The sequence below is a fragment of the Alteromonas sp. KS69 genome, assembly GCF_003989595.1.
Taxonomy (GTDB): Bacteria; Pseudomonadota; Gammaproteobacteria; order Enterobacterales; family Alteromonadaceae; genus Alteromonas; species Alteromonas naphthalenivorans.
In genome coordinates, this window is the sequence record NZ_PYHU01000049.1 from 1 (window position 1) to 24359 (window position 24359).

24 protein-coding genes are annotated in these 24359 nt (G+C 42.4%); 18 read left to right on the forward strand and 6 right to left on the reverse strand.

The annotated features are described in order from the left end of the window. Nucleotides 1-18: 18 nt before the first annotated feature. The 4 genes from C7Y69_RS20275 to C7Y69_RS20290 form a co-directional block, all read right to left on the reverse strand. On the reverse strand, nt 19-327 hold the full coding sequence (locus C7Y69_RS20275) for a DUF1826 domain-containing protein (RefSeq protein WP_126873992.1): 309 nt from the start codon (nt 325-327) through the stop codon (nt 19-21). Next, nucleotides 327-1529, reverse strand: a complete 1203-nt coding sequence (zigA, locus tag C7Y69_RS20280) for a zinc metallochaperone GTPase ZigA (protein WP_041453178.1) — start codon at nt 1527-1529, stop codon at nt 327-329. The genes C7Y69_RS20275 and zigA overlap by 1 nt, the downstream gene beginning before the upstream one ends. A 157-nt stretch (nt 1530-1686) precedes the next feature. Next, the gene (locus C7Y69_RS20285; RefSeq protein ID WP_013786536.1) at nt 1687-2580 is read right to left on the reverse strand and encodes a DNA-binding response regulator; all 894 of its coding nucleotides are present in this window, start codon (nt 2578-2580) and stop codon (nt 1687-1689) included. Then, nucleotides 2573-5938, reverse strand: coding sequence for an ATP-binding protein (locus tag C7Y69_RS20290; RefSeq protein WP_013786535.1), 3366 nt, complete (start codon nt 5936-5938; stop codon nt 2573-2575). Before C7Y69_RS20290 ends, C7Y69_RS20285 begins: the two co-directional genes overlap by 8 nt. A gap of 247 nt (nt 5939-6185) precedes the next feature. Between C7Y69_RS20290 and C7Y69_RS20295 the strand changes: the two genes are divergently transcribed. From C7Y69_RS20295 to ppiC, 14 genes are all read left to right on the forward strand, one after another. Continuing rightward, nucleotides 6186-7181 (forward strand): outer membrane beta-barrel protein, encoded by a 996-nt coding sequence (locus tag C7Y69_RS20295; protein ID WP_012519291.1) that lies wholly within the window; start codon nt 6186-6188, stop codon nt 7179-7181. Between the two features lie 35 nt (nt 7182-7216). Next, nucleotides 7217-8491: an urea ABC transporter substrate-binding protein gene (urtA, locus tag C7Y69_RS20300; RefSeq protein ID WP_013786534.1), complete on the forward strand. Its 1275-nt coding sequence runs from the start codon at nt 7217-7219 to the stop codon at nt 8489-8491. A 178-nt stretch (nt 8492-8669) separates the two neighbouring features. Beyond that, nucleotides 8670-10340, forward strand: coding sequence for an urea ABC transporter permease subunit UrtB (gene urtB, locus C7Y69_RS20305; RefSeq protein ID WP_013786533.1), 1671 nt, complete (start codon nt 8670-8672; stop codon nt 10338-10340). Next, nucleotides 10340-11518 carry an urea ABC transporter permease subunit UrtC gene (urtC, locus tag C7Y69_RS20310; RefSeq protein WP_185864210.1) on the forward strand — a complete coding sequence of 393 codons (1179 nt, stop codon included), beginning with the start codon at nt 10340-10342 and terminating at the stop codon, nt 11516-11518. Before urtB ends, urtC begins: the two co-directional genes overlap by 1 nt. Further along, nucleotides 11518-12345 carry an urea ABC transporter ATP-binding protein UrtD gene (gene urtD, locus C7Y69_RS20315; RefSeq protein WP_013786531.1) on the forward strand — a complete coding sequence of 276 codons (828 nt, stop codon included), beginning with the start codon at nt 11518-11520 and terminating at the stop codon, nt 12343-12345. The genes urtC and urtD overlap by 1 nt, the downstream gene beginning before the upstream one ends. 33 nt (nt 12346-12378) lie before the next feature. Then, the gene (gene urtE / locus C7Y69_RS20320) at nt 12379-13074 is read left to right on the forward strand and encodes an urea ABC transporter ATP-binding subunit UrtE (protein ID WP_013786530.1); all 696 of its coding nucleotides are present in this window, start codon (nt 12379-12381) and stop codon (nt 13072-13074) included. 22 nt (nt 13075-13096) lie between these two features. Further along, a complete protein-coding gene (locus C7Y69_RS20325) occupies nt 13097-14050 on the forward strand; it encodes an urease accessory protein UreD (RefSeq protein WP_126873993.1) in 954 nt (317 codons plus the stop codon). A gap of 25 nt (nt 14051-14075) precedes the next feature. Continuing rightward, on the forward strand, nt 14076-14378 hold the full coding sequence (locus tag C7Y69_RS20330; RefSeq protein WP_012519284.1) for an urease subunit gamma: 303 nt from the start codon (nt 14076-14078) through the stop codon (nt 14376-14378). Between the two features lie 31 nt (nt 14379-14409). Further along, nucleotides 14410-14718, forward strand: coding sequence for an urease subunit beta (locus C7Y69_RS20335; RefSeq protein ID WP_013786528.1), 309 nt, complete (start codon nt 14410-14412; stop codon nt 14716-14718). Continuing rightward, complete coding sequence (gene ureC / locus C7Y69_RS20340; RefSeq protein WP_013786527.1) at nt 14718-16421, forward strand: urease subunit alpha; 1704 nt, start codon at nt 14718-14720, stop codon at nt 16419-16421. The genes C7Y69_RS20335 and ureC overlap by 1 nt, the downstream gene beginning before the upstream one ends. Before the next feature lie 12 nt (nt 16422-16433). Then, entirely contained in the window at nt 16434-16898 is a 465-nt protein-coding gene (gene ureE / locus C7Y69_RS20345; protein WP_013786526.1) for an urease accessory protein UreE, read from the forward strand. Then, entirely contained in the window at nt 16899-17597 is a 699-nt protein-coding gene (locus C7Y69_RS20350) for an urease accessory protein UreF (protein WP_013786525.1), read from the forward strand. It abuts the gene before it with no gap. Between the two features lie 51 nt (nt 17598-17648). Then, nucleotides 17649-18260, forward strand: coding sequence for an urease accessory protein UreG (gene ureG / locus C7Y69_RS20355; protein ID WP_013786524.1), 612 nt, complete (start codon nt 17649-17651; stop codon nt 18258-18260). A 793-nt stretch (nt 18261-19053) separates the two neighbouring features. Next, a complete protein-coding gene (gene ppiC / locus C7Y69_RS20365) occupies nt 19054-19332 on the forward strand; it encodes a peptidylprolyl isomerase PpiC (protein WP_013786522.1) in 279 nt (92 codons plus the stop codon). Between the two features lie 56 nt (nt 19333-19388). On the opposite strand, the gene C7Y69_RS20370 is transcribed toward ppiC, so the two are convergent. Both C7Y69_RS20370 and C7Y69_RS20375 read right to left on the reverse strand, forming a co-directional pair. Then, the gene (locus C7Y69_RS20370; RefSeq protein ID WP_013786521.1) at nt 19389-20087 is read right to left on the reverse strand and encodes a hypothetical protein; all 699 of its coding nucleotides are present in this window, start codon (nt 20085-20087) and stop codon (nt 19389-19391) included. A gap of 107 nt (nt 20088-20194) precedes the next feature. Then, nucleotides 20195-20395, reverse strand: coding sequence for a DUF6435 family protein (locus tag C7Y69_RS20375; RefSeq protein ID WP_013786520.1), 201 nt, complete (start codon nt 20393-20395; stop codon nt 20195-20197). 403 nt (nt 20396-20798) lie between these two features. Between C7Y69_RS20375 and C7Y69_RS20380 the strand changes: the two genes are divergently transcribed. The 4 genes from C7Y69_RS20380 (at nt 20799) to C7Y69_RS20395 (ending at nt 24325) form a co-directional block, all read left to right on the forward strand. Beyond that, nucleotides 20799-21956, forward strand: coding sequence for an NAD(P) transhydrogenase subunit alpha (locus tag C7Y69_RS20380; RefSeq protein WP_013786519.1), 1158 nt, complete (start codon nt 20799-20801; stop codon nt 21954-21956). A 2-nt stretch (nt 21957-21958) separates the two neighbouring features. Then, nucleotides 21959-22243, forward strand: coding sequence for an NAD(P) transhydrogenase subunit alpha (locus tag C7Y69_RS20385; protein ID WP_013786518.1), 285 nt, complete (start codon nt 21959-21961; stop codon nt 22241-22243). A gap of 11 nt (nt 22244-22254) precedes the next feature. Then, entirely contained in the window at nt 22255-23643 is a 1389-nt protein-coding gene (locus C7Y69_RS20390) for an NAD(P)(+) transhydrogenase (Re/Si-specific) subunit beta (protein ID WP_013786517.1), read from the forward strand. A 241-nt stretch (nt 23644-23884) separates the two neighbouring features. Further along, nucleotides 23885-24325 carry an arginine decarboxylase gene (locus C7Y69_RS20395; protein ID WP_126873994.1) on the forward strand — a complete coding sequence of 147 codons (441 nt, stop codon included), beginning with the start codon at nt 23885-23887 and terminating at the stop codon, nt 24323-24325. Nucleotides 24326-24359: the final 34 nt, after the last annotated feature.

A 24359-nucleotide genomic window follows, 5' to 3' on the forward strand; every position in this document is an offset into this window, starting at 1 on the left:
TGATTTTGGTTGACCACGTCACTCGGCTATATAGGTATGTAATTGGGGCGCAAAAGGTTGGCCGTCGGCTAAGGTGCGAATATAGGCTTCGGCTGAATCGGAACTTAATTGTCTTGCAGCAGTAAGCTTGCCGCCACCTTTTACGAAGGTAGCTAACGAGGTTAAAAAGGTATCGTCTAAGTGGCGTTGCCAAATCGCAATATTACACTCGTCGTTATAGATATCGGTAAGCACAATAGGCTCTACCGACGTACTCGACTTTTTAATGCGCTTATCAGTAGTCGGGGGGCTTTCGGTTAAGGGGTTAGCAGCTAGCGCTTGTGCCATTATAAACCCTCCCAACGAGGAAATGGATCGGGAAGGGTTCGCCAATAATCCACCCCCTTTATAAGGCTTTCATCGTCTAGTAAGCAAGTATCCAAGGTTTTGGTAATTGTGGCTTCATCAAGGTTTTGCCCAATAAAGACTAACTCTTGGCGCATGTCGCCGAAAGGTTCCATCCATTGCTTTTCTATTGAGGCCAAATATTCTTCATCTTCAGGCCATTCTGACTTTGGCAGAGCTTTCCAAAACATACCACCATAACCATAATGAGCAATACCACCGGCTTGGCTCCATTGTCCCGCACACTCAGGCCGCGAGGCTAACCAAAAGTAACCTTTGGAGCGTAGTAACTTTCCGTAGTTTTCGGTGGTATGCAAAAAGTTATAAAACTTTTGCGGGTGGAAAGGACGGCGTGCATGATAGCTAAAACTACTAATGCCATACTCTTCAGTTTCTGGCGTGTGTTCCCCCCGCATTTCTTTAAGCCAGCCTGGGGCAAGCTGGGCTTTCTCGAAATTGAATAGTTGTGTGCCAAGCACCTCATCAATATCGATATTGCCTTTATTTATAGGAATAATTTTTGCCGATGTATTTAAGCTTTTCAAAATAGCGGTTAAATTAGCAACATGTTCCTCGTCTACCAAATCAGTTTTGCTGACTAGGATAACATCGGCAAATTCAACTTGATCTACGAGCAAATCAGCGACACTGCGCTCGTCCTCTTCACCAAGGGATTCACCGGTTTCTTGTAAATACTTGGCTTCTTCGTAGTCTTTACTGAAGTTGACCGCATCAACCACTGTCACCATGGTATCTAAACTAGCAATATCTGATAACGACACACCGTCTTCATCGGCAAAGGTGAAGGTCTCTGCCACGGGAAGGGGCTCTGATATACCGGTAGACTCAATAAGCAAGTAGTCAAAACTGCCATCTGTCGCTAGGCGGTTAACCTCTAGAAGCAAATCTTCCCGCAACGTGCAGCATATGCAGCCGTTACTCATCTCAACCAACTTTTCTTCACTGTGATTCAGCGACACATCACTTTTAACGATAGAAGCGTCAATATTAACCTCGCTCATGTCGTTAACGATAACCGCCACGCGTTTGCCTTCACGGTTATTAAGAATATGACTAAGGACAGTTGTTTTACCTGCACCTAAGAAACCTGACAGCACAGTAACGGGGAGTTTATTACTCTTCATCGGAATTCGCTCAAAATATTTAAGGTTAATATTGTTATAATATAACATATCATTGCTGGCAAGTTCGAAAATAGTGAATTGGGGGGTATGGGCAGTTGAAAATGTAGTTAAGGTGGATAGATTTAACGTAAATTTATTTCTTCATTTAAGTATATTTCTAACGTTCTAAAAGCCTCAGGGCGATAGCTGCGGCAGAGGTTTTATTGTCTACTCCAAGCTTTTTGTATATCTGTTCAAGATGTTTATTTGCTGTCCGAGGACTAATATCAAGAATTTGAGATATTTCCCAACTCGTTTTACCAAAAGAAATCCAGTAGAGAACTTCAGATTCGCGTTTGGTGATAGGTAAATTTTCTTGTAAGTATGTAGATGTTTTGCTCGTCGAAGGTTCTACAACTTTAAGTAAGTGATAGGAATCTTGAATACCTAAATATTGAATGGGCAAAGGGGATAAAAAGCAGTTTATTGTCAATATAGCCGACTCTTTCAAGTCGCTACTTTGAAGCCAAGGAGCAAGCTTTGTTGAGATACTCGCCCACGGGCTAGTGTCCTTGCCACATATTTTTTCGATAAACTGATGAACATTTGGAGTTGCCCAAGACAAGCGGCCTTCAGGGCTTACACAAAAAGTATTGCTGCCCGTCCTATCAAGCGCACTTTGTGCACTCAAGGCGAGCTTCGCTGTTTGTATGTGGGTTTTTATTCGAGCGATGACTTCATCAGGGGAAATAGGTTTGGTGACGTAATCAATCCCTCCTGCATCGAAACCTTTTACTACATCGTCTATTTCAGTTAACCCTGTCATAAATATAATTGGGGTGTTAGGGAGTATCTTCTTCAGTCTCTTACAGGTTTCAAAACCATCCATTTCAGGCATAACGGCATCGAGAAGTACAACGTCGGGTTTAACTTTCTCAACAATAGCCAAAGCTTGAATACCGTTTAAAGCTACAAGCGCGGTGAAACCTTGGGTATTTAATGCGACATTTAACATCCCCAGCGACTCGGGGGAGTCATCGACAACTAGCACGACATCACTGATATTATTCATGAATACACTCACCTAAATATCTGATTATTTCTGGAAAGTTACATTGGGAAATATGTTGCTTTATATTTGACTCTACATCAGGCGAAAAATAATGATGGGTTTCTATTTCCGTTAGCTTGCTATTAAACCCAGATAGATACCCAATTTCAGCTAATGTAATCAATTCTCTGTAGTGGTCTGATGTGACGGGCGTTCGTAGCTGTTTTTTTGTCTGCGTTATGCTTGTGGTTTCATTGGGGGAATATTCCCAATTAAGCTCTAACAACTGCCCAATTTGATTGAATAGAGAGTCTAAATTAAACGGCTTTGAAATATACCCGTTATGCAGTTGGGTTTGGGCCGTATGGTGCTCTAACTCGCGAGCGTTGGCTGAAACCATGAGTACTGGCATCAACCAACTATCTATTCTTAGTGTTGACAGCAAATCCCATCCACTCGAGTTAGATAATTTTACATCTAATGTAACTAAGTCAATGTGGTGATTTTCTAATTGAGAGAACGCTTCCTTCTCATTTTCCGCTAGCAATACATTAAAACCAAGTGGAGTTAATACATCTTTAAGCAACTGCTGTTGATGAGGCTCATTGTCTATCACTAATATAGTTTTACGCGTGCCTGAGTATGCACAAACTTGTTGGCTATGATTTTCCGGCGTGGTTTGATGTTGAATAATGCGTGGAAGCATTAAGCGCAAAGTAAATGTTGAACCTTTCCCTAGTAAACTTTTAAAGCTTAGTTCGCCGCCCATCAATTCAGTTAATGAGCGAGATATCGTTAATCCTAACCCAGTGCCACCAATCGCCTGTGTATGTGTATTTCTAATTTGCTCAAAGGGCTGAAAAATGGTTTCTTTATGTGCTTCGCTTATACCGGAACCAGTGTCTACAACAACAAAGATCGCGACTTCATTTCTATATTGAACATCGAATCTAACGTTACCGGTCTCTGTGTATTTGATAGCGTTAGATATTAAATTAATCAATATTTGCCTAAGTCTTTGCTTATCGCCAACCACTACATCGGGAAGCTTTGTACTGATGTTAGTGTGAAAATTGAGACCTTTCTTACTTGCCTGCAATTCAAACATATCGATGAGTTGTTTCAGTATGGCTCTAATATTAAATTCATCACGGTGAAGTGTTAGGCGGCCAGCTTCTATTTTTGATATTTCCAACAGGCCTTCAATCAAGTTGGCGAGGTGCTCCCCATTTCTTCGCATGATGCCCATAGTGTCCCGTTGTTTTTCACTTAAACTACCGTCTTTACCTAAAAGCTGTGAATAGCCTAGCATCACATTTAATGGAGTACGTAGCTCATGGCTCAATCCCGCTAAATACCGGCTCTTGGCTTCATTTGCAGCCTCTGCAGCATTCTTTGCTTTTTCAAGCGCAATGGACGTTACTTCATGGGCTCCTATTTCATCGGCCAAAGCTGACGCTTGGGAACGAAGTTCCTTAAGGGCTATTCTGTTAGCACTTCTCGCTAAAATAAATAGCCAACTTAGAACACCGATAATAATAGAGAGTAAGAAAAATATTTTAATTAGCATATCTGCAAAGAGTACATTTGCATCTGAGGTAGAAGGTACTTGAAGGTAAACTAAATATAATATGCTGGCACTAACACAACTTAGCGCAAATGTTAGCGCTATAAATTGTGACATAGGGGTAGTTAAGGTTTTAAGGAGGTCGATACTTAAAAAGCGGTGAAAAAACACTTGGGATTGTGTGGAGAGCGTAGCTTCTGGCCTACATATATCTCCACACTTTACATCTAATGAACAGCATAGCGAGCAGATGACCCCACTATAGGCTGGACAAAAAGTTATATCCTCCTGCTCAAATTCATTTTCACATATGCAACATACACAGCTGGCTTGTGTAATAGCTACTTTATTATCAACCAAATAGTATTTACCACCGGTGAGCGTTCCAATGACAGGAACCAAGATAAAAGGTAAGAAAAAGGCAGCGTATGAGGCGAGAGCTTGAGTTGTTTCACCATACCAGCCGTAATGGCCCGTTATACCGATGAAAGAAGACACGAACATTGCGCCAATCCCCACAGGGTTAATGTCGTATAGATGAGAACGTTTAAATTCAATGTGTTTAGGGCTAATACCTAGCGGTTTGTTTATAATTAAATCAGCTACGACAGAACTTAGCCATGACAATACCAATACAGAATAAACGGATAACATGGTCTCTATCGTTTGGTATATGCCTAACTCCATTAACAACAATGCGATTACTACATTGAACATGGTCCATACCACTCGGCCGGGATGAGTGCGAGTTACACGAGAGAAAAAGTTAGACCACGCTAATGAGCCTGCATATGCATTGGCGACGTTAATTTTTAACTGGGAAATAACCACAAAACTACAGGCAAAGATAAGGCTTATAGTCGGGTTGTCAAAAACTAAGCTAAAAGCAAGGTTATACATGTGTGCAGGATCGTCGGCTAAGTCAATATCCATGCCTTGAGTAAGTGCAAAGTACGCTAGAAAAGACCCTAAAAATAACTTTAATGCGCCAAAAAGAATCCAACCAGGGCCGGCAGCTATCAAAGCAAACCACCATTTAAATCTGCCAGCTTTGGGTCTTTCCGGTAGAAATCTCAGAAAGTCTACCTGCTCACCAATTTGCGCAACTAAGGAAAGTAATATAGCTGAAGCACTTCCGAATAGAAGTAAGTTGAAATTGCCTGCCTCGGTTTCATTTTCGCCAATTCCAGTAAAAGCAATCCAGTCTTTGAAATTGCTGTCAGGATGCTGAAATACGAAAAAGAGAGGCACTAACTGAAGTATTACCCAAATAGGTTGAGACCAAACCTGAAATCGGCTTATATAACTAACCCCATGCGTAACTAATGGAAGTACTATTAATGCACTAATCACATACCCGATTTCCAAAGATATGCCAAATAGGATGTGCAAGGCCATCGCCATGATAGCTGCTTCAAGTGCGAAAAAAATGAACGTAAAAGAGGCGTAAATTAGTGAGGTTATAGTAGAGCCTATGTAACCAAATCCGGCCCCTCTGGTTAACAGGTCTATATCGACGCCGTATTTTGCCGCGTAGTAACTGATAGGCGTGCCGGTCAAAAATACAACAAACACCACTGACAAGATTGCCCATGCCACGTTAATGAACCCAAAATTAATTGTGGCGGCACCACCAATAGCTTCTAGTACGAGAAAAGAAACAATCCCGAGGGCAGTTCCTGCAACCTTATTCAAAGACCACTTTCGAGCTTTCTTCGCGGTAAAACGCAAAGCGAAATCTTCCATCATTTCATTCGCAACAAGTTTATTGTAACTGCGTCGGGTCGGAATTATTTTTTGATTAGATTGCATTTTAAAGTGCTACGTTTTTTTGAGTTATTACAAAGAAATACATTATTTATCAACGAACTTTCGTTGTTTAGATCTTCCCATCTTACATAAGTTAAACCACTTAACCATGCGTATTTATACGTAGGTGGTTGCGTGCTTTTGCGCATTCTTTTCATTGCATTCAAAACTCATAATGAACGTGTTGGAAATAAACACAATAAATAGAGCTCACTGACCATGTGCTGATTACTTTAATAAAGGAATGCAAATGAAACTAGCCCAAACATTAAAACCGGCCGCGGCCGTTGGATTTATCGCTTTGAGTCTCACAGGTACGGCGCACGCGGACGATAAATTTAAATTAACTGACAGTCTTTCGGTTACTGGCTTTATTGATATGTCGTGGTCGTCAGTTGACGTTGAAGGAGTTGGCACCGAACAGTCATCCGGTTTAGATCAATTCGAAATAGATTTTCTTTATAGTTTTGACAGTAAGTTTTCAGCGCAAGTTGACTTGGAATACCAAGACAACGGAACTGGAGAGGAAGTCGACATTGAACAAGCTTTTATTTCCTACGCAGTATCAGAAAATTTTAGTGTAAAAGCAGGACGTTTTCTTAGTTATACAGGTTGGGAAACGGAAGAACCAACGGGTCTCTATCAGTACTCAGGAACTGGCTATGCCGCATACTTTTACGGTGGTTATCAGCAGGGAGTTTCAGGTTTTTACAAGGGAAATGGCTACCAAGTTGCCTTGTCATTGGTTAACGATTTAGGGGACTTAGAAGGTGAGAACAGGGATACAGATCATCCTGCGTTTGAAGCAATGTTAGCAGTTACGCCCACTGAAGCCACAATTGCAAAAGCTTTTTATTCAAGCGACAAGCTCGACGGAACAGATGAAACTACCACACTGGTAAATTTGTGGGCCGCGTATATAGAAGGCTCTCTCACCCTTGCCGTTGAATATAACACTTCAGAAAACGCTCCAGCTTATGCCTATCGCTATGGCATCGATTCAGAAGCCTCTGGTTACTTAATCATGGGCAATTACGCAATGAACGATTTTGCTATTACTTTACGTTATCACGACTATGCAATCGATGATGCAAGTGGCGCAGAAGTAGAAGATGGCAGCGCTATCACGATTGCACCAAGCTATACCTTTACCAAAAACCTATGGGTGGTATTTGAATACCGAATGGGTGAACAAAATGGGGTAGATGTAGACCTTATGGCCCTTGAAGCACTAGTTACTTTCTAAGCTAATTCAATCACATTGATAAAAGGAATACTCAAATGAAATTTAAAAAGATCGCCCTCGCCAGCACAATTATAGTTAGTACATTTTGCTCTCAAATCGTGTTAGCGGCAGATACTATTAAAGTAGGTGTACTACATTCGCTGTCGGGCACCATGGCAATATCAGAAACAACATTGAAAGACACAGTGTTGATGATGATTGAAGAACAGAATAAAGCGGGCGGTATCCTGGGTAAAAAGCTAGAAGCTGTGGTAGTTGACCCCGCGTCAAACTGGCCGCTGTTTGCAGAAAAAACTCGGGAGTTACTGGCACAGGAAAAGGTCGATGTGATTTTCGGTTGCTGGACGTCAGTGTCAAGAAAATCCGTATTGCCCGTAATTGAAGAGCTCAACGGCTTGTTGTTCTACCCTGTGCAATACGAAGGGGAAGAGTCTTCGAAGAATGTGTTCTACACAGGCGCAGCGCCTAACCAGCAAGCTATACCAGCGGTAGATTATTTAATGAATGATATCGGTGCTACTCGTTGGGTTCTAGCAGGAACTGATTATGTATACCCACGCACGACAAACAAGATATTAAAAGAGTATCTGAATGCGAAAGGCGTTAAAGACGAAGACATTCTTATTAACTACACCCCATTTGGTCATTCTGACTGGCAAGGTATTGTTTCTGAGATCAAAAAGTTCGGCTCAACAGGCAAGAAGACTGCTGTGGTTTCTACAATTAACGGCGATGCGAACATTCCATTTTACAAAGAATTAGGCAACCAAGGCATTTCTGCAGAAGATATTCCAGTGGTGGCATTCTCTGTAGGTGAAGAAGAGCTTTCGGGCTTTGATGCAGCGCCTCTTGTTGGACATCTTGCTGCTTGGAATTACTTCCAAAGTGTTGAATCAGATGAAAATGATGAATTTATCGAAAGTTGGCAAAGCTACATTGGTGATGATGAACGTGTAACCAATGACCCAATGGAAGCAACTTATATTGGCTTCAAAATGTGGGTAAAAGCGGTAGAAAAAGCAGGCACTACAGATGTAGACGAAGTAGAGCAAGCGATGATCGGTATCGCAGTGCCTAATCTCACAGGAAGCATCGCAGTTATGAATGCAAACCATCACCTATCGAAGCCCGTGCTAATAGGCGAAATTCAAGAAGATGGTCAATTTGAAGTGGTTTGGGAAACACCAGATACAGTGATTGGTGATGCGTGGTCAGACTTTCTTCCGAGTTCAAAAAACCTCATGTCGGACTGGACTGCACCACTTCGTTGTGGAAATTTTGATGTAACTACGGGTAAGTGTTCGGGTTAGAAGTTTTAAAGAGAGTGGAGAAGCCTGGCTACTGACATACAAGTAGCCAGCCTCCATGACGTTAAGAGCCTGAATCCCAAACGTACTTTAAATAGAGTGTATTTACCACTGTTAGTACAAGAGCATCTAGAAGCGGCTTAAACGTTGTGCATTAAGCTTTGTATAAGAGGAATATAAGATGATTCGAACGCACACCCGGTGGGTTAGTTGGTTATTCATCTGCTTAATATGCTTGTGTAAAGCACCTGTATATGCACAAACAGCAGATGTTCAGACCGTTCAACCTAGCAATGAGAATGACGCTGCACTTTATTCACTCGCAGCTAAATTGCCAAGCGCGAAGTTGAACCAAATGGAATCTTTGGTAACAGAAATTAGCCAAGTTCCTCACCCAAAAACCCGAGAAATATTGTCACTAGTGTTGAACGGTGACTTGTACTATATCAAATCAAATAGGCTGCTTGTTGCCGCTATAAAGGTAGGTAAAGAGTACGAACTAACTGATGTATTGCATGACTCAGAACTCGCATCGGTTAAAAAGTCGAAAATTAGAAAGGTACGCACAAACAACCGACTGCGGGGTTTAATCCGAAGTGCTATCGCTGTACTAGACTTAAATTCCCCTAATAAGGATGTACGTCTACAAGCCGTAAAGCAGTTACTCGACAATCCGTCCACGATGGGGTTAGACGCTATCACGCTACGGCTTGATAAAGAAGAAGACCCAGAAGTGTCAGAATTAATGAATGTGGTGCTTTCATTAAACCAGCTAAAAACGGGTGAGCATCAAGCCAAACTAGTTGCTGTTAGTGATTTAGAAAGTAGTCTGCAGCCTGAAGTGCGAAATACCATGGCAAATATATTAAGGGAATTGCCACAAAGTCAGCGCAATGCGCAAGAAGCAGAACTAGCTGCGGCGCTCAATGAAGTCATTAAAAATATAGACGCAAAGCGCAGCCGCTACGGATTTATTGAAAATGTATTTTTTGGATTAAGTTTAGGCTCAGTATTATTGTTAGCTGCAATTGGCTTAGCAATTACTTTTGGCGTGATGGGTGTAATTAACATGGCGCACGGCGAAATGATTATGCTGGGCGCTTATACTACATATGTCATACAAATTACTTTTCCGTCCCTTATCGAATATTCGCTATTAATGGCTATTCCCGCTGCCTTTTTAGTTTCGGGGTTTGTGGGGGTATTAATTGAGCGAGGCGTAATTCGCTTCTTAAAAGGGCGCCCGTTAGAGACATTATTAGCTACGTTCGGCGTATCTTTAATACTTCAGCAATTAGTGCGTACGGTTTTTTCTCCACTTAATAGACAGGTGCAGGCGCCTGAATGGATGACGGGATCTTGGGTTATAAATCCCGTCTTTTCGTTAACCTACAATCGGCTATACATCATTATATTTTCGCTCGTTGTGTTTTTTACACTGATGTTAATCCTTAAAAAATCATCATTAGGTTTGCACGTTCGCGCTGTATCACAAAACAGGGACATGGCACGCGCGCTTAGTATAAAAAGTGACTGGGTAGATGCTGCTACCTTTGGTTTAGGTTCGGGTATTGCGGGTGTAGCGGGTGTAGTGCTTAGTCAATTGACCAACGTCGGACCAAACCTAGGTCAGGCCTACATTATCGATTCATTTTTAGTCGTTGTATTTGGTGGAGTAGGCAACTTGTGGGGAACGTTAGTTGCGGCTATGTCACTCGGTACAATTAATAAATTTCTTGAACCTATTACGGGGTCTGTGCTGGCAAATATTATCGTGCTGGTAGGCTTGGTATTGTTTATCCAAAAACGTCCGAAAGGCTTATTCCCACAAAAGGGTAGGAGCGCAGACTAATGACTAATTTATTAAACGTTTTTCAAGAGAAATTTAAAACGCTGAGCAACCTTCATGTAGTGGTGAGCGTCTTATTTCTATCAACCGCTTACGTAACTTTTTGTAATCTGGTTTTCGCTGACGGTGCTTTGTTACACGTTAGTGACTACACAGTAAGTCTTTTTGGAAAGTATTTGTGCTATGCACTTTTGGCCTTAGCCGTTGACCTAGTATGGGGTTACTGTGGCGTGCTTAGCTTGGGGCACGGCGCCTTTTTTACACTCGGTGGGTACGCCATGGGCATGTATCTTATGCGTCAAATTGGTGACAGGGGTGTTTATGGCAATCCCGACCTTCCAGATTTCATGGTTTTTCTCAATTGGACAGAAATTCCTTGGTATTGGGCAGGAAGTAGCAGTGCAATTTGGATGGTTGTGATGGTGTTTCTAGGGCCTGGGTTACTTGCCTTTATTTTTGGAACACTGGCGTTTAGATCGCGAGTAAGCGGGGTGTATCTATCTATTATGACCCAAGCAATGACATACGCCCTGATGTTGGCATTTTTTAGAAATGAAATGGGATTTGGTGGCAATAACGGACTAACCGATTTTAAAGAAATATTCGGTTTTTCTTTGCAAAACCCCAGTACCAAAATTGGGTTATTTGTTGCTACAGCCATTGCATTAGCAATTGGTTATGCCATTAGTCATTTTATAGTTTCTTCAAAAATGGGAAGAGTTATTACCGCTACGCGAGATGCAGAAAGCCGCGTTCGCTTCGTAGGGTATAAGCCAGAGCATTATAAAGTATGGATATTTGTCGTTTCTGCAATGTTAGCCGGTTTAGCAGGTGCCCTTTATGTTCCTCAAGTTGGCATTATAAACCCTGGTGAGTTTTCTCCGCTCAACTCAATAGAAATGGTGGTGTGGGTTGCGATTGGCGGACGCTGCACTCTTTATGGTGCGATCATCGGAGCTATTGTAGTGAGTTACGCGAAGACACGATTCACCGCTATTATGCCAGAAGCCTGGCTTTTCGCCCTCGGAGGACTATTTGTATTGGTCACGCTTTTACTTCCAAAGGGTATAGCAGGCTTGCTACCTAATATCTTCGACAAACTATCAATGTTTAATAGTGGGCCTACAACTTCAAAAGAAGAAGCTCCCTCCCATGTAGGTACTAAAAAGGAATTAGAATGATGACCGCTCAAACTACTAAGAGTCCTCAGCTTGCTAATAAAACTCCTCAGCTTGTTGGTAAGCATCCAGATACGCGCCATGGTGTAATTCTATACGTTGAAGATGTAAACCTAAGTTTTGATGGTTTTAAGGCGCTTAACAACTTGAACCTTTACATCAATAAAGGTGAATTACGATGCCTAATAGGGGCGAACGGTGCGGGCAAAACAACGTTAATGGATGTTATTACTGGGAAGACGCGGCCTGATTCGGGCAAAGTTAATTTCGGCCAAAACATAGATTTACTCAGTATGGACGAGTGTGAAATTGCAAGAGCAGGTATTGGACGTAAGTTTCAAAAGCCCACCGTCTTCGAAGCGCTCAGTGTATTTGAAAATATTGAACTGAGTCTGTCAGGTGATAAAGGTATTTGGGCATCTTTGTTTTATAGACTTTCCCCAGAGCAAAAAGACAGTATTGATAACATTTTGCGAACTATAGGGTTAGTAAATGAAGCCTATTATCCCGCAGGCCGATTGTCCCATGGACAAAAGCAATGGCTTGAAATAGGTATGTTATTGGCTGCCGATCCCAAGTTGCTATTAGTTGATGAGCCAGTAGCGGGTATGACGGGGCAAGAAACTGAACGCACCGCTGAACTTCTAACATCATTAGCGGGCGAACGCTCCGTGGTGGTAGTCGAGCATGATATGGCGTTTGTTCGCTCAATTGCTCGTCAAGTTACCGTGCTGCATCAAGGCTCTGTACTTGCGGAAGGCACCATGAATGATATCCAGTCGAACCCAGAAGTTATTCGAGTATATTTAGGCGAAGAAACTGATCATTAAGCATTATCAAACCTGTGCGAAGGCATTAACATTATGATAGAACTACAGAATATTGATCAACAATATAGCGGTACTCAAATTCTTTGGGATGTGAATCTGAAAATAGAAAAGGGTTCTCGAACCGTTATTATGGGCCGAAATGGTGTTGGCAAAACAACGTTGCTAAACGTCATTATGGGGCTGTTGCCAATAAGCGCTGGCAAGCTCACTATTAACAATAAAGATATGTCTAAAGCCTCGGTAGAGTCGCGACCAGAGATAGGTGTAGGCTATGTACCCCAGGGGCGTCATATTTTTCCTCAGCTAACCGTTGAAGAAAATTTGAAGATAAGTTTAAACTGCAAAAGGCAAACTAGTAAGACTATACCTGAGCATATATTTGAACTCTTCCCTGTTTTAAAGGAAATGTTGCACAGACGAGGGGGGGACTTGTCGGGCGGACAACAACAACAGTTAGCGATAGGTCGAGCGTTGGTGTTAAACCCTGATATTTTGATATTGGATGAACCTAACGAAGGTATCCAACCAAATATTGTGCAGCTCATTAGGGATGTGTTGTTGAAGTTAAATAAAGAGCAAGGGCTAACTATTGTGTTAGTGGAGCAAAAGCTTCCTTTCGCAAGAGCGGTGGGTGAAACCTTTGCATTGATGGAAAAAGGTCAGGTAATTGCTACAGGCGATATGCCGGATTTAAACGACGAACTTGTTAGTAAGTATTTAGCCGTATAGCTTATGTATTGAAATGGATGATATGAAACAAGAGTTTGTGAGTGAACAATTATCGGGTGCATCAAGTTCTGTAAATGAGGCCAGTGCAGTAAAAGGCCTCAAAAATAAGTGGTTGGCTAGCTTATTCCTAGAATTCGCCATTAAAAGCAATGTGTCTCAGCTAGTTAAAACTAGCCGTCACGGACCTTTGAATGTTCAGAAGGCATTTTACCCTGAAGGTGAAGATTGTGCGCATGTTTACTTGCTTCACCCTCCCGCAGGGATTGTTTCGGGTGATGAACTCAACATTGAAATTTGTATTCAAGATTCAGCGCATGCGCTTATTACTACGCCAGGCGCCAATCGCTTTTACCGAGCAAGAACCAATTTAGCAATTGGCGACAGTAAGCAAATACAAATAAGTAACGTTAACGTGTTAGGCAAGGGTGTTTGTGAAAACTTTCCACTCGAAACTATCGTTTATGAAGGCGCAGACGCAATTAACCAATTGGACTTATCGTTAAGTTCACAAGCACATTATATTGGCTGGGATATAAGTTCCTTAGGGTTACCCGCCGCTGGTCAGCCATTTAAGAAAGGCCGGTATACTCAACTAAATCGAGTGTTTATCGACGGTAAACTTAATTTTCATGACCGAATTAATCTAAACCCAAATAACAATGTTCGTGCACACGTTGCGGGCCTCAATAACCACTCCGTTTTTGCCACTATGTTGGCCCATGCGCCGAAAGTACGTATAAATGGGAATGAGAAAAGCCAGTTGGTAGAGCGCTTAAGAGAACAAATTGCACATACAGATGGCGTAGACAAACCTAGCCAGAAAGTGAGCGTAACTTACATAAGAGACCTATTAGTAGTGCGATACCTAGGCGACCATACCGAAGAGTGCAAAGCCATATTTACCAGTATTTGGAAAACAATCAGGCCAATTTACATCCAAAAAGAAGCTAATGTTCCTCGTATTTGGCTTACTTAAAAATAGAATGAAAAGGTAGCTTAGAATGGATTTATTACCCAGAGAGCGAGATAAGTTATTAATCTTTACTGCGGCTTTGTTAGCTGAAAGGCGACTAAAGCGGGGCGTTAAACTTAATTACCCTGAAGCAATGGCCTACATATCGATGGAAATAATCGAGGGCGCGCGAGACGGTAAAACCGTTGCAGAAATGATGGATTATGGCCGCACTCTACTCACCAAAGAGCAGGTGATGGAAGGAGTAAGTGAGCTTATTCCAGAAGTTCAGGTAGAGGCTACATTCCCAGATGGCACAAAGCTAGTCACTATTCATAACCCTATTATTTAAAAGTCTCAATTTTTAACAGGAGCATAGGCAAATGATTCCCGGAGAAATAAAAACAGACTCAGGCGACCGCGAGCTGAATGTGGGTAGACCTTGTATTAAGATTAAAGTGGCTAACGCGGGCGATCGTCCAATACAAGTAGGTTCTCATTATCATTTTTATGAAGTGAACAATGCGCTTAAGTTCGATCGGGAAGCCACCAAAGGCTACCGTTTAGACATTACCTCAAGTACTGCTATCCGATTTGAGCCGGGGCAAGAGCGCGAGGTAACTTTGATCCCTTACCAAGGCAGCCGCACGGTCATTGGATTTCAAGGTAAAGTACAAGGGGTATTGAGCTAATGGCAACTATCGATAAACATTCATACGCACATATGTTTGGTCCCACTATTGGCGATCGTGTTCGCTTAGGTGATACGGACTTATGGCTTGAAGTGGAAAAAGACTTTACCGAGTATGGTGAAGAAGTGAAATTCGGTGGCGGAAAAGTAATTCGGGACGGTATGGGGCAAAGCCAAGCAAGCTGTTTTGATACGCCAGACCTTGTAATCACGAACGTGGTTATTCTCGACCATTGGGGAATTATTAAAGCCGATATTGGTATCAAAGATGGCCGTATCGCTATTATTGGTAAAGCTGGTAACCCAGATGTTCAAGACAATATTGATATTGAAATTGGACCCGGCACAGAAATCATTGCAGGCGAAGGGCAGATAGTTACGGCCGGTGGTATAGACGCGCACATTCATTTTATATGCCCACAACAAATAGACGAAGCGCTAATGTCGGGAGTGACTACGATGATTGGTGGTGGAACAGGGCCCGCCACGGGTAGCAACGCTACCACTTGCACCCCTGGGCCTTGGAATATTCATAAAATGCTTCAAGCTACCAATGATTTTCCTATGAACTTTGGCTTCTTAGGAAAGGGGAATGCAAGTTTACCTATAGCATTAGAAGAACAAATAGAAGCAGGCGTATGTGGCTTGAAGCTGCATGAAGATTGGGGGACTACCCCCGCTTCTATCGATAATTGTTTATCAGTAGCAGAGCGATATGACGTTCAAATAGCAATTCATACCGACACACTCAATGAGTCTGGTTTTGTTGAAGATACGTTAGGTGCGTTTAAAGGGCGCACCATACATACTTATCACACGGAGGGCGCAGGTGGCGGTCATTCTCCCGATATTATCCGCGCCTGTGGTGAATCAAATGTCTTACCTTCATCCACCAATCCTACGCGACCTTACACAATTAATACCATAGATGAACACCTTGATATGTTAATGGTTTGTCATCATTTAGACCCGGCTATACCTGAAGATATCGCGTTTGCTGACTCTCGTATTCGTAAAGAAAGCATAGCAGCTGAAGATATCATGCACGACTTGGGGGCTATTAGCATGATTGCCTCAGATTCCCAAGCGATGGGTCGTGTGGGTGAAATGATTACGCGCACTTGGCAAACTGCACATAAAATGAAGCAGCAACGTGGCCCCTTAGCGCCGGATACTGAAAAAAATGATAACTTTCGATTAAAGCGGTATGTAGCGAAATATACAATTAATCCTGCAATTAGCCACGGCATTAGCCATGAAGTAGGTTCTATCGAAATAGGGAAACTCGCAGATTTAGTGCTTTGGAAGCCTGCCTTTTTCGGTATCAAGCCCGCAATGATAATTAAGTCAGGGTTTATTGCGGCAGCCCCCATGGGCGATGCGAATGCGTCAATACCCACTCCTCAACCCGTCTACTACAGACCAATGTTTGGTGCGCATGGATCGGCATCTGCTAATACTTCAATGACGTTCATGTCTCAAGCTTCTTTGGATGCTGGGGTACCAGATAAAATAGGTATGACACGTATGGTAAGTGCTTGCAAAAATACACGCAACATAGGCAAAGATGACATGATCCACAATAGTTGGCAACCTACTATTGAAGTGGATGCTCAAACCTATGAGGTGCGAGCGAACGGCGAGTTACTTACATGTGAGCCAGCAACGACACTCCCATTGGCACAGCTTTACTGTCTGTTTTAAAGGAATAAATAAATGTTACTAGCTTACACACGTCTATCGCATATTCATGAGAATATTGATGATTCTATTACCCTTGATCATGACACCCGAAAGAAAGCGCGGATTAAAAGTACCACAGACACGGGCATAGATATCGGCGTATTTTTAGAGCGAGGACATCCACTTCTTGTTGGAGAAATACTGAAAACTGAATGCGGTAAATATATTGTTGTAAAAGGAAAAGCCGAAGATGTGGCTACAGCTATTGCAGATGATTGGCTGAGCTTCTCGAAAATTTGCTATCACTTGGGCAATCGCCATACATCATTACAAATTGGTGAGCGGTGGGTACGCTTTAAGCCCGATCATGTTTTAGAAGAGCTTGTTGAAAACTACGGGTTAAGTATCAATAAAACACCTGCTGTGTTTGAGCCTGAGAGTGGAGCTTATGGAAAATCAGGCCACAATCATGGTCATAGTCACTCTCATGAGCATTAAATGAAGCCGGCTCCTCAAACTAGCCCATTACAACTTCAGCGACTATTACAGTTATGCAGCGCTAATCTACCGGTGGGCGGATTTTCATTTTCACAAGGCTTAGAGTTCGCTACTGAAAATGGTTGGCTTACCGACAGCGCGAGTACTGAAAGCTGGATAGAAGTGAATTTGGCAGAGTCTATCGCTCAGACCGACCTTCCTATAATCAATCGTTTGTATAAGGCGCTTAATGTAGGTGATACGAAGGCATTTATCTATTGGAATGAGCATATTGTAGCGTGTAGAGAGAGTCATGAGTTATTGCTATCTGATTTAGCTATGGGGAAGGCGTTAATGCGCCTAATGAATCAACTAGATGATTTTAATATCACTCCCTATTCTGGCCTTCTTGAAGGATTAGATTGTAGTTTCGTAAGCGCATATTCGCTGTGCGCTTTCACTTTCAACTTAGATCTTTTATTGGCCCAAAGTGGCTACTGTTGGACTTATATAGATAATCAAGTAGCTGCCGCGACTAAGCTAGTGCCGTTGGGGCAGACTCAAGCACAGAACCTCCTGTTTAGGTTAAGCAATAATTGCGAAGCGCTAATTGCTCGAGCAAATGATGTGAGTGACAACGATATAGGTAATAGCCTACCCCACTTAACGATGGCCAGTGCGTGGCATGAAAGTCAATACTCGCGGTTGTTCAGGTCGTAAGACCGAAACGAAATTAAATTAAAAAGATAAACCAGAAGAGATACACAAATTATGAAAAAACAAGTTTTGCGTATAGGTGTGGGAGGACCGGTTGGTTCAGGTAAAACAGCCCTTCTTCGTCAGCTTTGCCTTTCGTTACGAGACAAGTACAACATGGCGGTTGTTACGAATGACATTTACACCAGAGAAGATGCCGAATTTTTAACGAAAAATGACGCATTGGCTGCCGATCGAATAATGGGGGTTGAGACGGGTGGCTGTCCACACACGGCTATTCGCGAAGATGCCTCAATGAATCTAGCGGCTATAGACGAGTTACAGGCACGTCATAATGATCTCGATTTTGTATTGGTAGAAAGCGGTGGAGATAACCTTAGTGCTACTTTCAGCCCAGAACTTTCTGACCTAACCATTTATGTTATTGATGTTTCTGCGGGCGATAAAATTCCACGAAAAGGTGGGCCGGGTATTACAAAATCGGATTTATTAATCATCAATAAGATAGACGTAGCTGACTTAGTTGGTGCATCGCTAGAGGTAATGGATGCAGATACTAAAAAAATGCGTGGCGACAAACCGTTTATATTTAGCAACATGAAAACTCAGCAGGGCCTTGCAGACATAATTTCGTTTATCGAAAAGGAAGGCATGCTGAGCTTGTAAGACTTAACATTAATATTGAGGGATTAAATCATGAGATTACATTACATATTACTGAGCGCTTTTTTCTTTTTTACGAATACTGCGAATGCGCATACTGATACGTTTCTAGGGGAAGGCGCCCATCACAATTTTTACCACATACTATTTTGGGCAATATGTGCAGCAGTAGTGTTTACAATTTTTCGATGGGTACGAGCTAAGCGAATGAATAAATAGGTAAAGCTTATATTTTAGAGGGTTCAAAACCTACGGATATTATTGAGATAGTCGTAGGTTGCTTAAATTATCATAATGACTTACTAGTTCTTACACAAACCAGCATCTTTCATCCAGTTTGGACAGGTGTTCGCATCATCGCATCGCCATCTAACGCCACTCAAATCAAACTTATCTTTTAAAAGGTAAGGCTTAGATTCTAATCTTAGAATTTCAGTGTAGTGGTAATTTTCCCATCGAATAAAGCAGGCATGAGTGGTTGGCAACCTAGGGCGTATTCTTATTTCTATGCCATCGGGAACCACCTGTGTTATTAAGCAGCTAGTACTGCCACACTTATCCGCTTGAGCTGTAGTAGTGCTAAATAGCCAGAAAAAAACGGTTAAAAAAATGGTTATGCGCATGTGGGTATTAACGGAATGATTAAACTTAGTTTCATTATTTTACTCTTTTTGAATACTTAACTTACTTTGTTCATTTTAGTTAGTTATGCAAAGATTTCCTTTTTGATTCGTCAACGGGTTTTACTTAATAGGGTATACTTGCGTCAATTCAATCACTACAAACAGGCGGGCTAATGGCATCGGCATCTGCACTACATATTCTGGTTAAAACTGAAAAAGAAGCTTTTGCGATATTAGAGCAGCTTAAAAAAGGGAAAGATTTTAGTACCTTGGCTAAGCGCCACTCTACTTGCCCTTCCGGCAAAAAAGGCGGCGATTTAGGTGAGTTTCGTCGCGGCCAGATGGTAAAAGCGTTCGACGATGTTGTATTTAAAAAAGAAGTATTAAAGGTGCATGGCCCAGTTAAAACCCGCTTTGGCTACCATCTAATAAAAACCCTATATCGAAACTAGTGTCATCGAAACTAGTGCTATTGTAGCTACTATCAATGCAACTACTATCAATATAGCTAGGGCACCCAACGTTCGCCACAAACGCCATGCTTAGTATAAATACGGTACGGGCTGGTAGTGCTGTGAATATCTTGACGTAACGCTTTGCTATGATCTACTTCAATAAATGGGGTACTTGATGCTGTACCTTGGTTATCTAATACGTAGTAGCGTGAAGCGTACTCCGTTAATTGCATTTTATTTTCTTGAGCTACGTCGGTAAGGCGCACGCGGGTTACGGCTTTAAATCGAGTGTTGGGGTCGGTGATTGAGAGCAGCTTTTTATAAAAATAGCCTTTATCAGCTTGATGCTGAGAAAACGCATTAAGAACGTTAATTAATGCTTTTAGCCCAATGGCTTCGCGCTGCAGCATAAAATCGTGTTGGGTATAATTCGCATTTGCCGTTACCTGACCTGCGGTGTACACCTGCTCTTCTTCTAAGCTGGTTAGATAGTCTTCTCCCTCTTCATTGTAGTTGCTCAGCGCTGAAGTATTCATGTTAATCATGTAGTCACTAATACCAGCAGGTAGTACTTCAAACAACAATACGTCAGGGGTAACAGCGCCACGCTCTTCTGGGGTCTGCGGACCTTTAGGAATGCACTTGTCGGAAATGAAATAGTAGTATTGTCCGGCATCCATCGCCGTTGCCGTAGGCTGATATACGGTAAGCCCCGCCACAATAGCTAAACAAACCAAAAAACTTTTATACATAACGCAATTCCGCAACAATCAGGCATTGCATCATTGGCGCTGCAATACCGAAAACTAATGCCGCTATTGTAACTGGTATGAAAGTGCGCGCTATACTTTACTCATTTTTATTGTGGCTGCTTCTCTAAGGCTTCAATTTCACCCCACAAGGTTTCCGATTCTTCGGTTAATTTTGCGTAGGTTTTCATGTCACCGTTGCGTTGAGCCTGCATGGCTTTCTCCAACAAAATATTGTATTGCTTACGCATTTTTTTAGATGGGTTAGAATTAAAAATACCGAACATAGCCATACTCTCGTTAATTTTCATCTTTATACATCAGTGAAGTGTACTCTGATCATGCTGCATGCCTTAATTATTTGTAACTAAATCCAGCCAACTTCCTCGTAAATACTGACTCATTCATGAAATTAATGGCCGAGTTGTGATTTATTGTTTTTTCCTATGCCAACTCTATATGAATTCTAGTTATGAGTCGTAGCTAAATAATACTAGTTGAGTATAAGTATATATCGTAAGTTCTCTTGCTGAGTAATAACAATAGTCAACTTTAGACGCAATTTTTAGTACTCAGGACAAAGGTGTTTTAGCGCAACTTCGGAATGAAAATAGATTTGATTTCCAAAAGGCATGTTAAGCATAAGTGAATAAAATGGCTTGTTCATCTATAAAGGATGTCATTCTCGTGGAGCCTGGACGTGAGGAGAAGCGTGTGAAAATCATAGTATTAAACGAATCGAAAATACCGATGCCACTATCCAATGTGGAGAAGCGCTGTGCAGTAACCCCATCAAGTGTGCAACGTTTGGTGAAAAAAGGGGCACAGCTTCATATAGAAAGTGGGGCAGGTTTGTTATCGGGATATGCCGATAAAGAATATGTAGATGTAGGTGGAATTGTTATTGATGATGTGAATAGTGCATTATCAACAGCCGATATGCTTGTAAGCGTAAATAAACCGGCTGAATCCCAACTGTCGGTGATGAAAAAAGGGGCCATTGTGGTTGGCCATCTTGACCCTTTCTTTGAGCAACCGCTGGTTGAGTCAATAGCAAACAAAGGCTTAACGGCTATTTCAGTTGAAATGATCCCTCGCTCATCTCGAGCCCAAAAAATGGATGCGCTAAGTTCACAAGCGAGCCTTGCCGGTTATGTAATGGTAATGCAAGCCGCGAACTACTTACCTTCTATATTACCTATGATGATGACACCGTCGGGAACAATAAAGCCCGCCAAAGTGTTCATTATTGGTGCTGGCGTGGCTGGCTTGCAAGCTATTGCAACGGCGAAACGATTAGGGGCGAACGTACTTGCCTACGACACTCGCCCCGTTGTTGCTGAGCAAGTGGAATCTCTAGGCGGTAAGTTTCTTAAAATCGATATTGGCGAAACGGGTCAAACTAAAGATGGCTACGCCAAAGAGCTTACCGATGAACAAAAAGCGAAGCAGCAAGACGCACAGCGTGATGCTATTGCTGATTCAGACATTGTTATTACCACGGCACAGCTGTTTGGTCGCAAACCGCCAGTGCTAATTAGCAAAGAGACTTTGGCACTAATGAAGCCTGGTAGCGTGGTGGTCGATATGGCAGCCCAATCTGGCGGTAACGTTGAAGGTTCTGTGGCCGGTGAAGTTGCGCAGGTTCATGGTGTAACAGTGATAGGCACAGGTAACTGGAGCCAAGCGGTTGCCCGCGCAGCCACTGATATGTACGCGAATAATATTTATAACTTGGTCGATGAATTCTACGACACCGAAACCAACGCGTTTGGTTTAAATCTAGAAGACGATATTTTAAGTGGCTGTGTTATTGCTCATAACGGCGCAATTACCAACGACATGTTAACCAACGCCTACAAAGGAGCGTAATCATGGAGATTATCTATTTACTGTTTATTGTGCTGCTTGCTGGTTTTCTTGGGTTTGAGTTAATTCGCAAAGTACCTGCAACTTTACACACGCCATTAATGTCAGGCTCTAATGCTATTTCAGGTATTACGTTAGTGGGCGCATTGGCAGCGTCTGGTGGCGACAACAATGTGTTGACCACGGTATTAGGAACGGCGGCGGTAGCGCTTGCCAGCATTAACGTTGTGGGTGGTTACCTAGTAACCGATCGCATGCTAAGTATGTTCAAAAAGAAAGATAAAAAATAAGGAGTATGCAAGTGAATGATATCGAAACCATAATCAATCTTGCGTACGTTGTAGCCGCAGCGTTATTTATTTTAGGGCTAAAATTGCTTAGCCATCCAGATACAGCAAAGCGAGGTAACTTTGTCTCTGCTGTAGGTATGTTGATTGCCGTTGTAGTGACTTTGCTCGACCAACAAATAATCACGTACCAATGGATTATTTTAGGTGTTGTTATTGGTGGTGCCTTTGGGGCGTGGAAAGCCAAATCGGTGGAAATGACAGCCATGCCAGAAATGGTCTCGTTGTTTAACGGATTTGGTGGAGCAGCCTCATTATTGCTGGGTTGGGCTACATTGTCTGGCATGAGCATGGTGGCACTTCAAACTGCTACTGCATTTACGTACATTACCTTGTTCTTCACGATTTTAGTGGGGGGCGTAACTTTCTCTGGCTCCGTGGTAGCTTGGGGTAAGTTGTCAGGCAAAATGTCATCTAAAGCCGTGATTTTTACTGGTCTTCGCGAGCTTAGCGTACTGCATCTAATTGCGATGCTGGTGGTAGGGTACTTATTTACCACTGAACCTCAAAATACTCTATGGCTGTACTGCGCGATTGCACTGGCGCTAAGCTTCGGCCTGTGGGCAACCATCTCAATTGGTGGCGCCGATATGCCAGTGGTTATTGCCTTGTTGAATAGTTATTCAGGGGTAGCGGCTACGGCGGCAGGTTTAGCAACCGGCAACACTATTTTGATTGTTACTGGCCTACTGGTAGGTGCTTCAGGTCTTATTCTCACTAACATTATGTGTAAGGCGATGAACCGTTCACTAATGAATGTGTTGTTGTCTGGGTTTTCGAAGCCGGTGGAAGCGGGTGAAAAAATTGAGGGCGAAATTAAGATTTTGTCTGCCCAAGATGCATTTTATGTATTAGAAGCGGCGCAGTCGGTATTGGTAGTACCTGGTTATGGTATGGCAGTAGCACAAGCGCAGCACGCAGTACGCGAAATGCAGTCACTATTGGAAGAGAACGGATGCACGGTAGACTATGCCATTCACGCGGTAGCGGGGCGTATGCCGGGCCATATGAATGTACTGCTAGCAGAAGCCGATGTTCCATACGACCAACTGTATGAAATGGATGATGTTAACCCGCGTATGGAAAACTACGACGTGGTGATTGTTATTGGGGCTAACGATGTGGTGAACCCTGCCGCAAAAGAAATGAAAGGTAGCCCAATTTACGGTATGCCGGTTATTGAAGCGTATCGCGCTAAAACCGTATTTGTGCTTAAGCGCTCTGCTAATGCTGGTTTTGCAGGGGTAGATAACCCGCTCTTCTTTAAAGACAATACCCGTATGGTATTGGGCGATGCAAAAGAAACCATTAACAGCATCGTGAGAGAGTTTGGTGACGATTAAGGTATAAAATATCAGTGGCAGGTATAAAACTGCCTGCTACTGTTTCTATCCCAGTGATAGTTCTTATACCTAAGTTTTTGTTTCTTTGTGTTTTTATTATTTCCTATTAAATTCATCTATCAGCCTGCACCATTTTTTTCTGCTAAAAAGATGAGACATTTCTTGTACAACGACAATAATCACCTTTACCATTGCACATGCTACTTTTGTCGAGTTTTTTAAAGGGATTGCAGTTAGTCAGATGTCAAAACAGCATTATCACATTGAAGTGTTTCAAGATCTTATTTTGGTAACACTGCGCGGGCGCTGGAATATGAGCACTAATATTCAGTATCTAGCAGCACTAGGCGATACGCTCAACGCTAGAAGAGGTCGAGCCTTTGATATCATAGTAGATATGCGTACATGGGAAGTGCCAGACTCTGTGGCTTTTGCTCGAATGAAAGCCCCTATTCAACTCGATAGGCGCAATCAAAGAAGCGAAGTATGGTTTGAGGACGAGACAACAAATGCCGAACATATCGCCGCTAAGTTCTTTAGTGAGCAAAATTTCAAATTAATGCGTACCAAGAACACGGGCGCGTTCCTTAAAACTATAGACCCTATATTTGATGATGAAGCAAAAGCGCACATCATTGAGTGGGCTACACGCCATGATCTTGATGAGCAAGTCTGTCGATAAACAAAATTAGTCGAGACAATCGATATTTTACGTA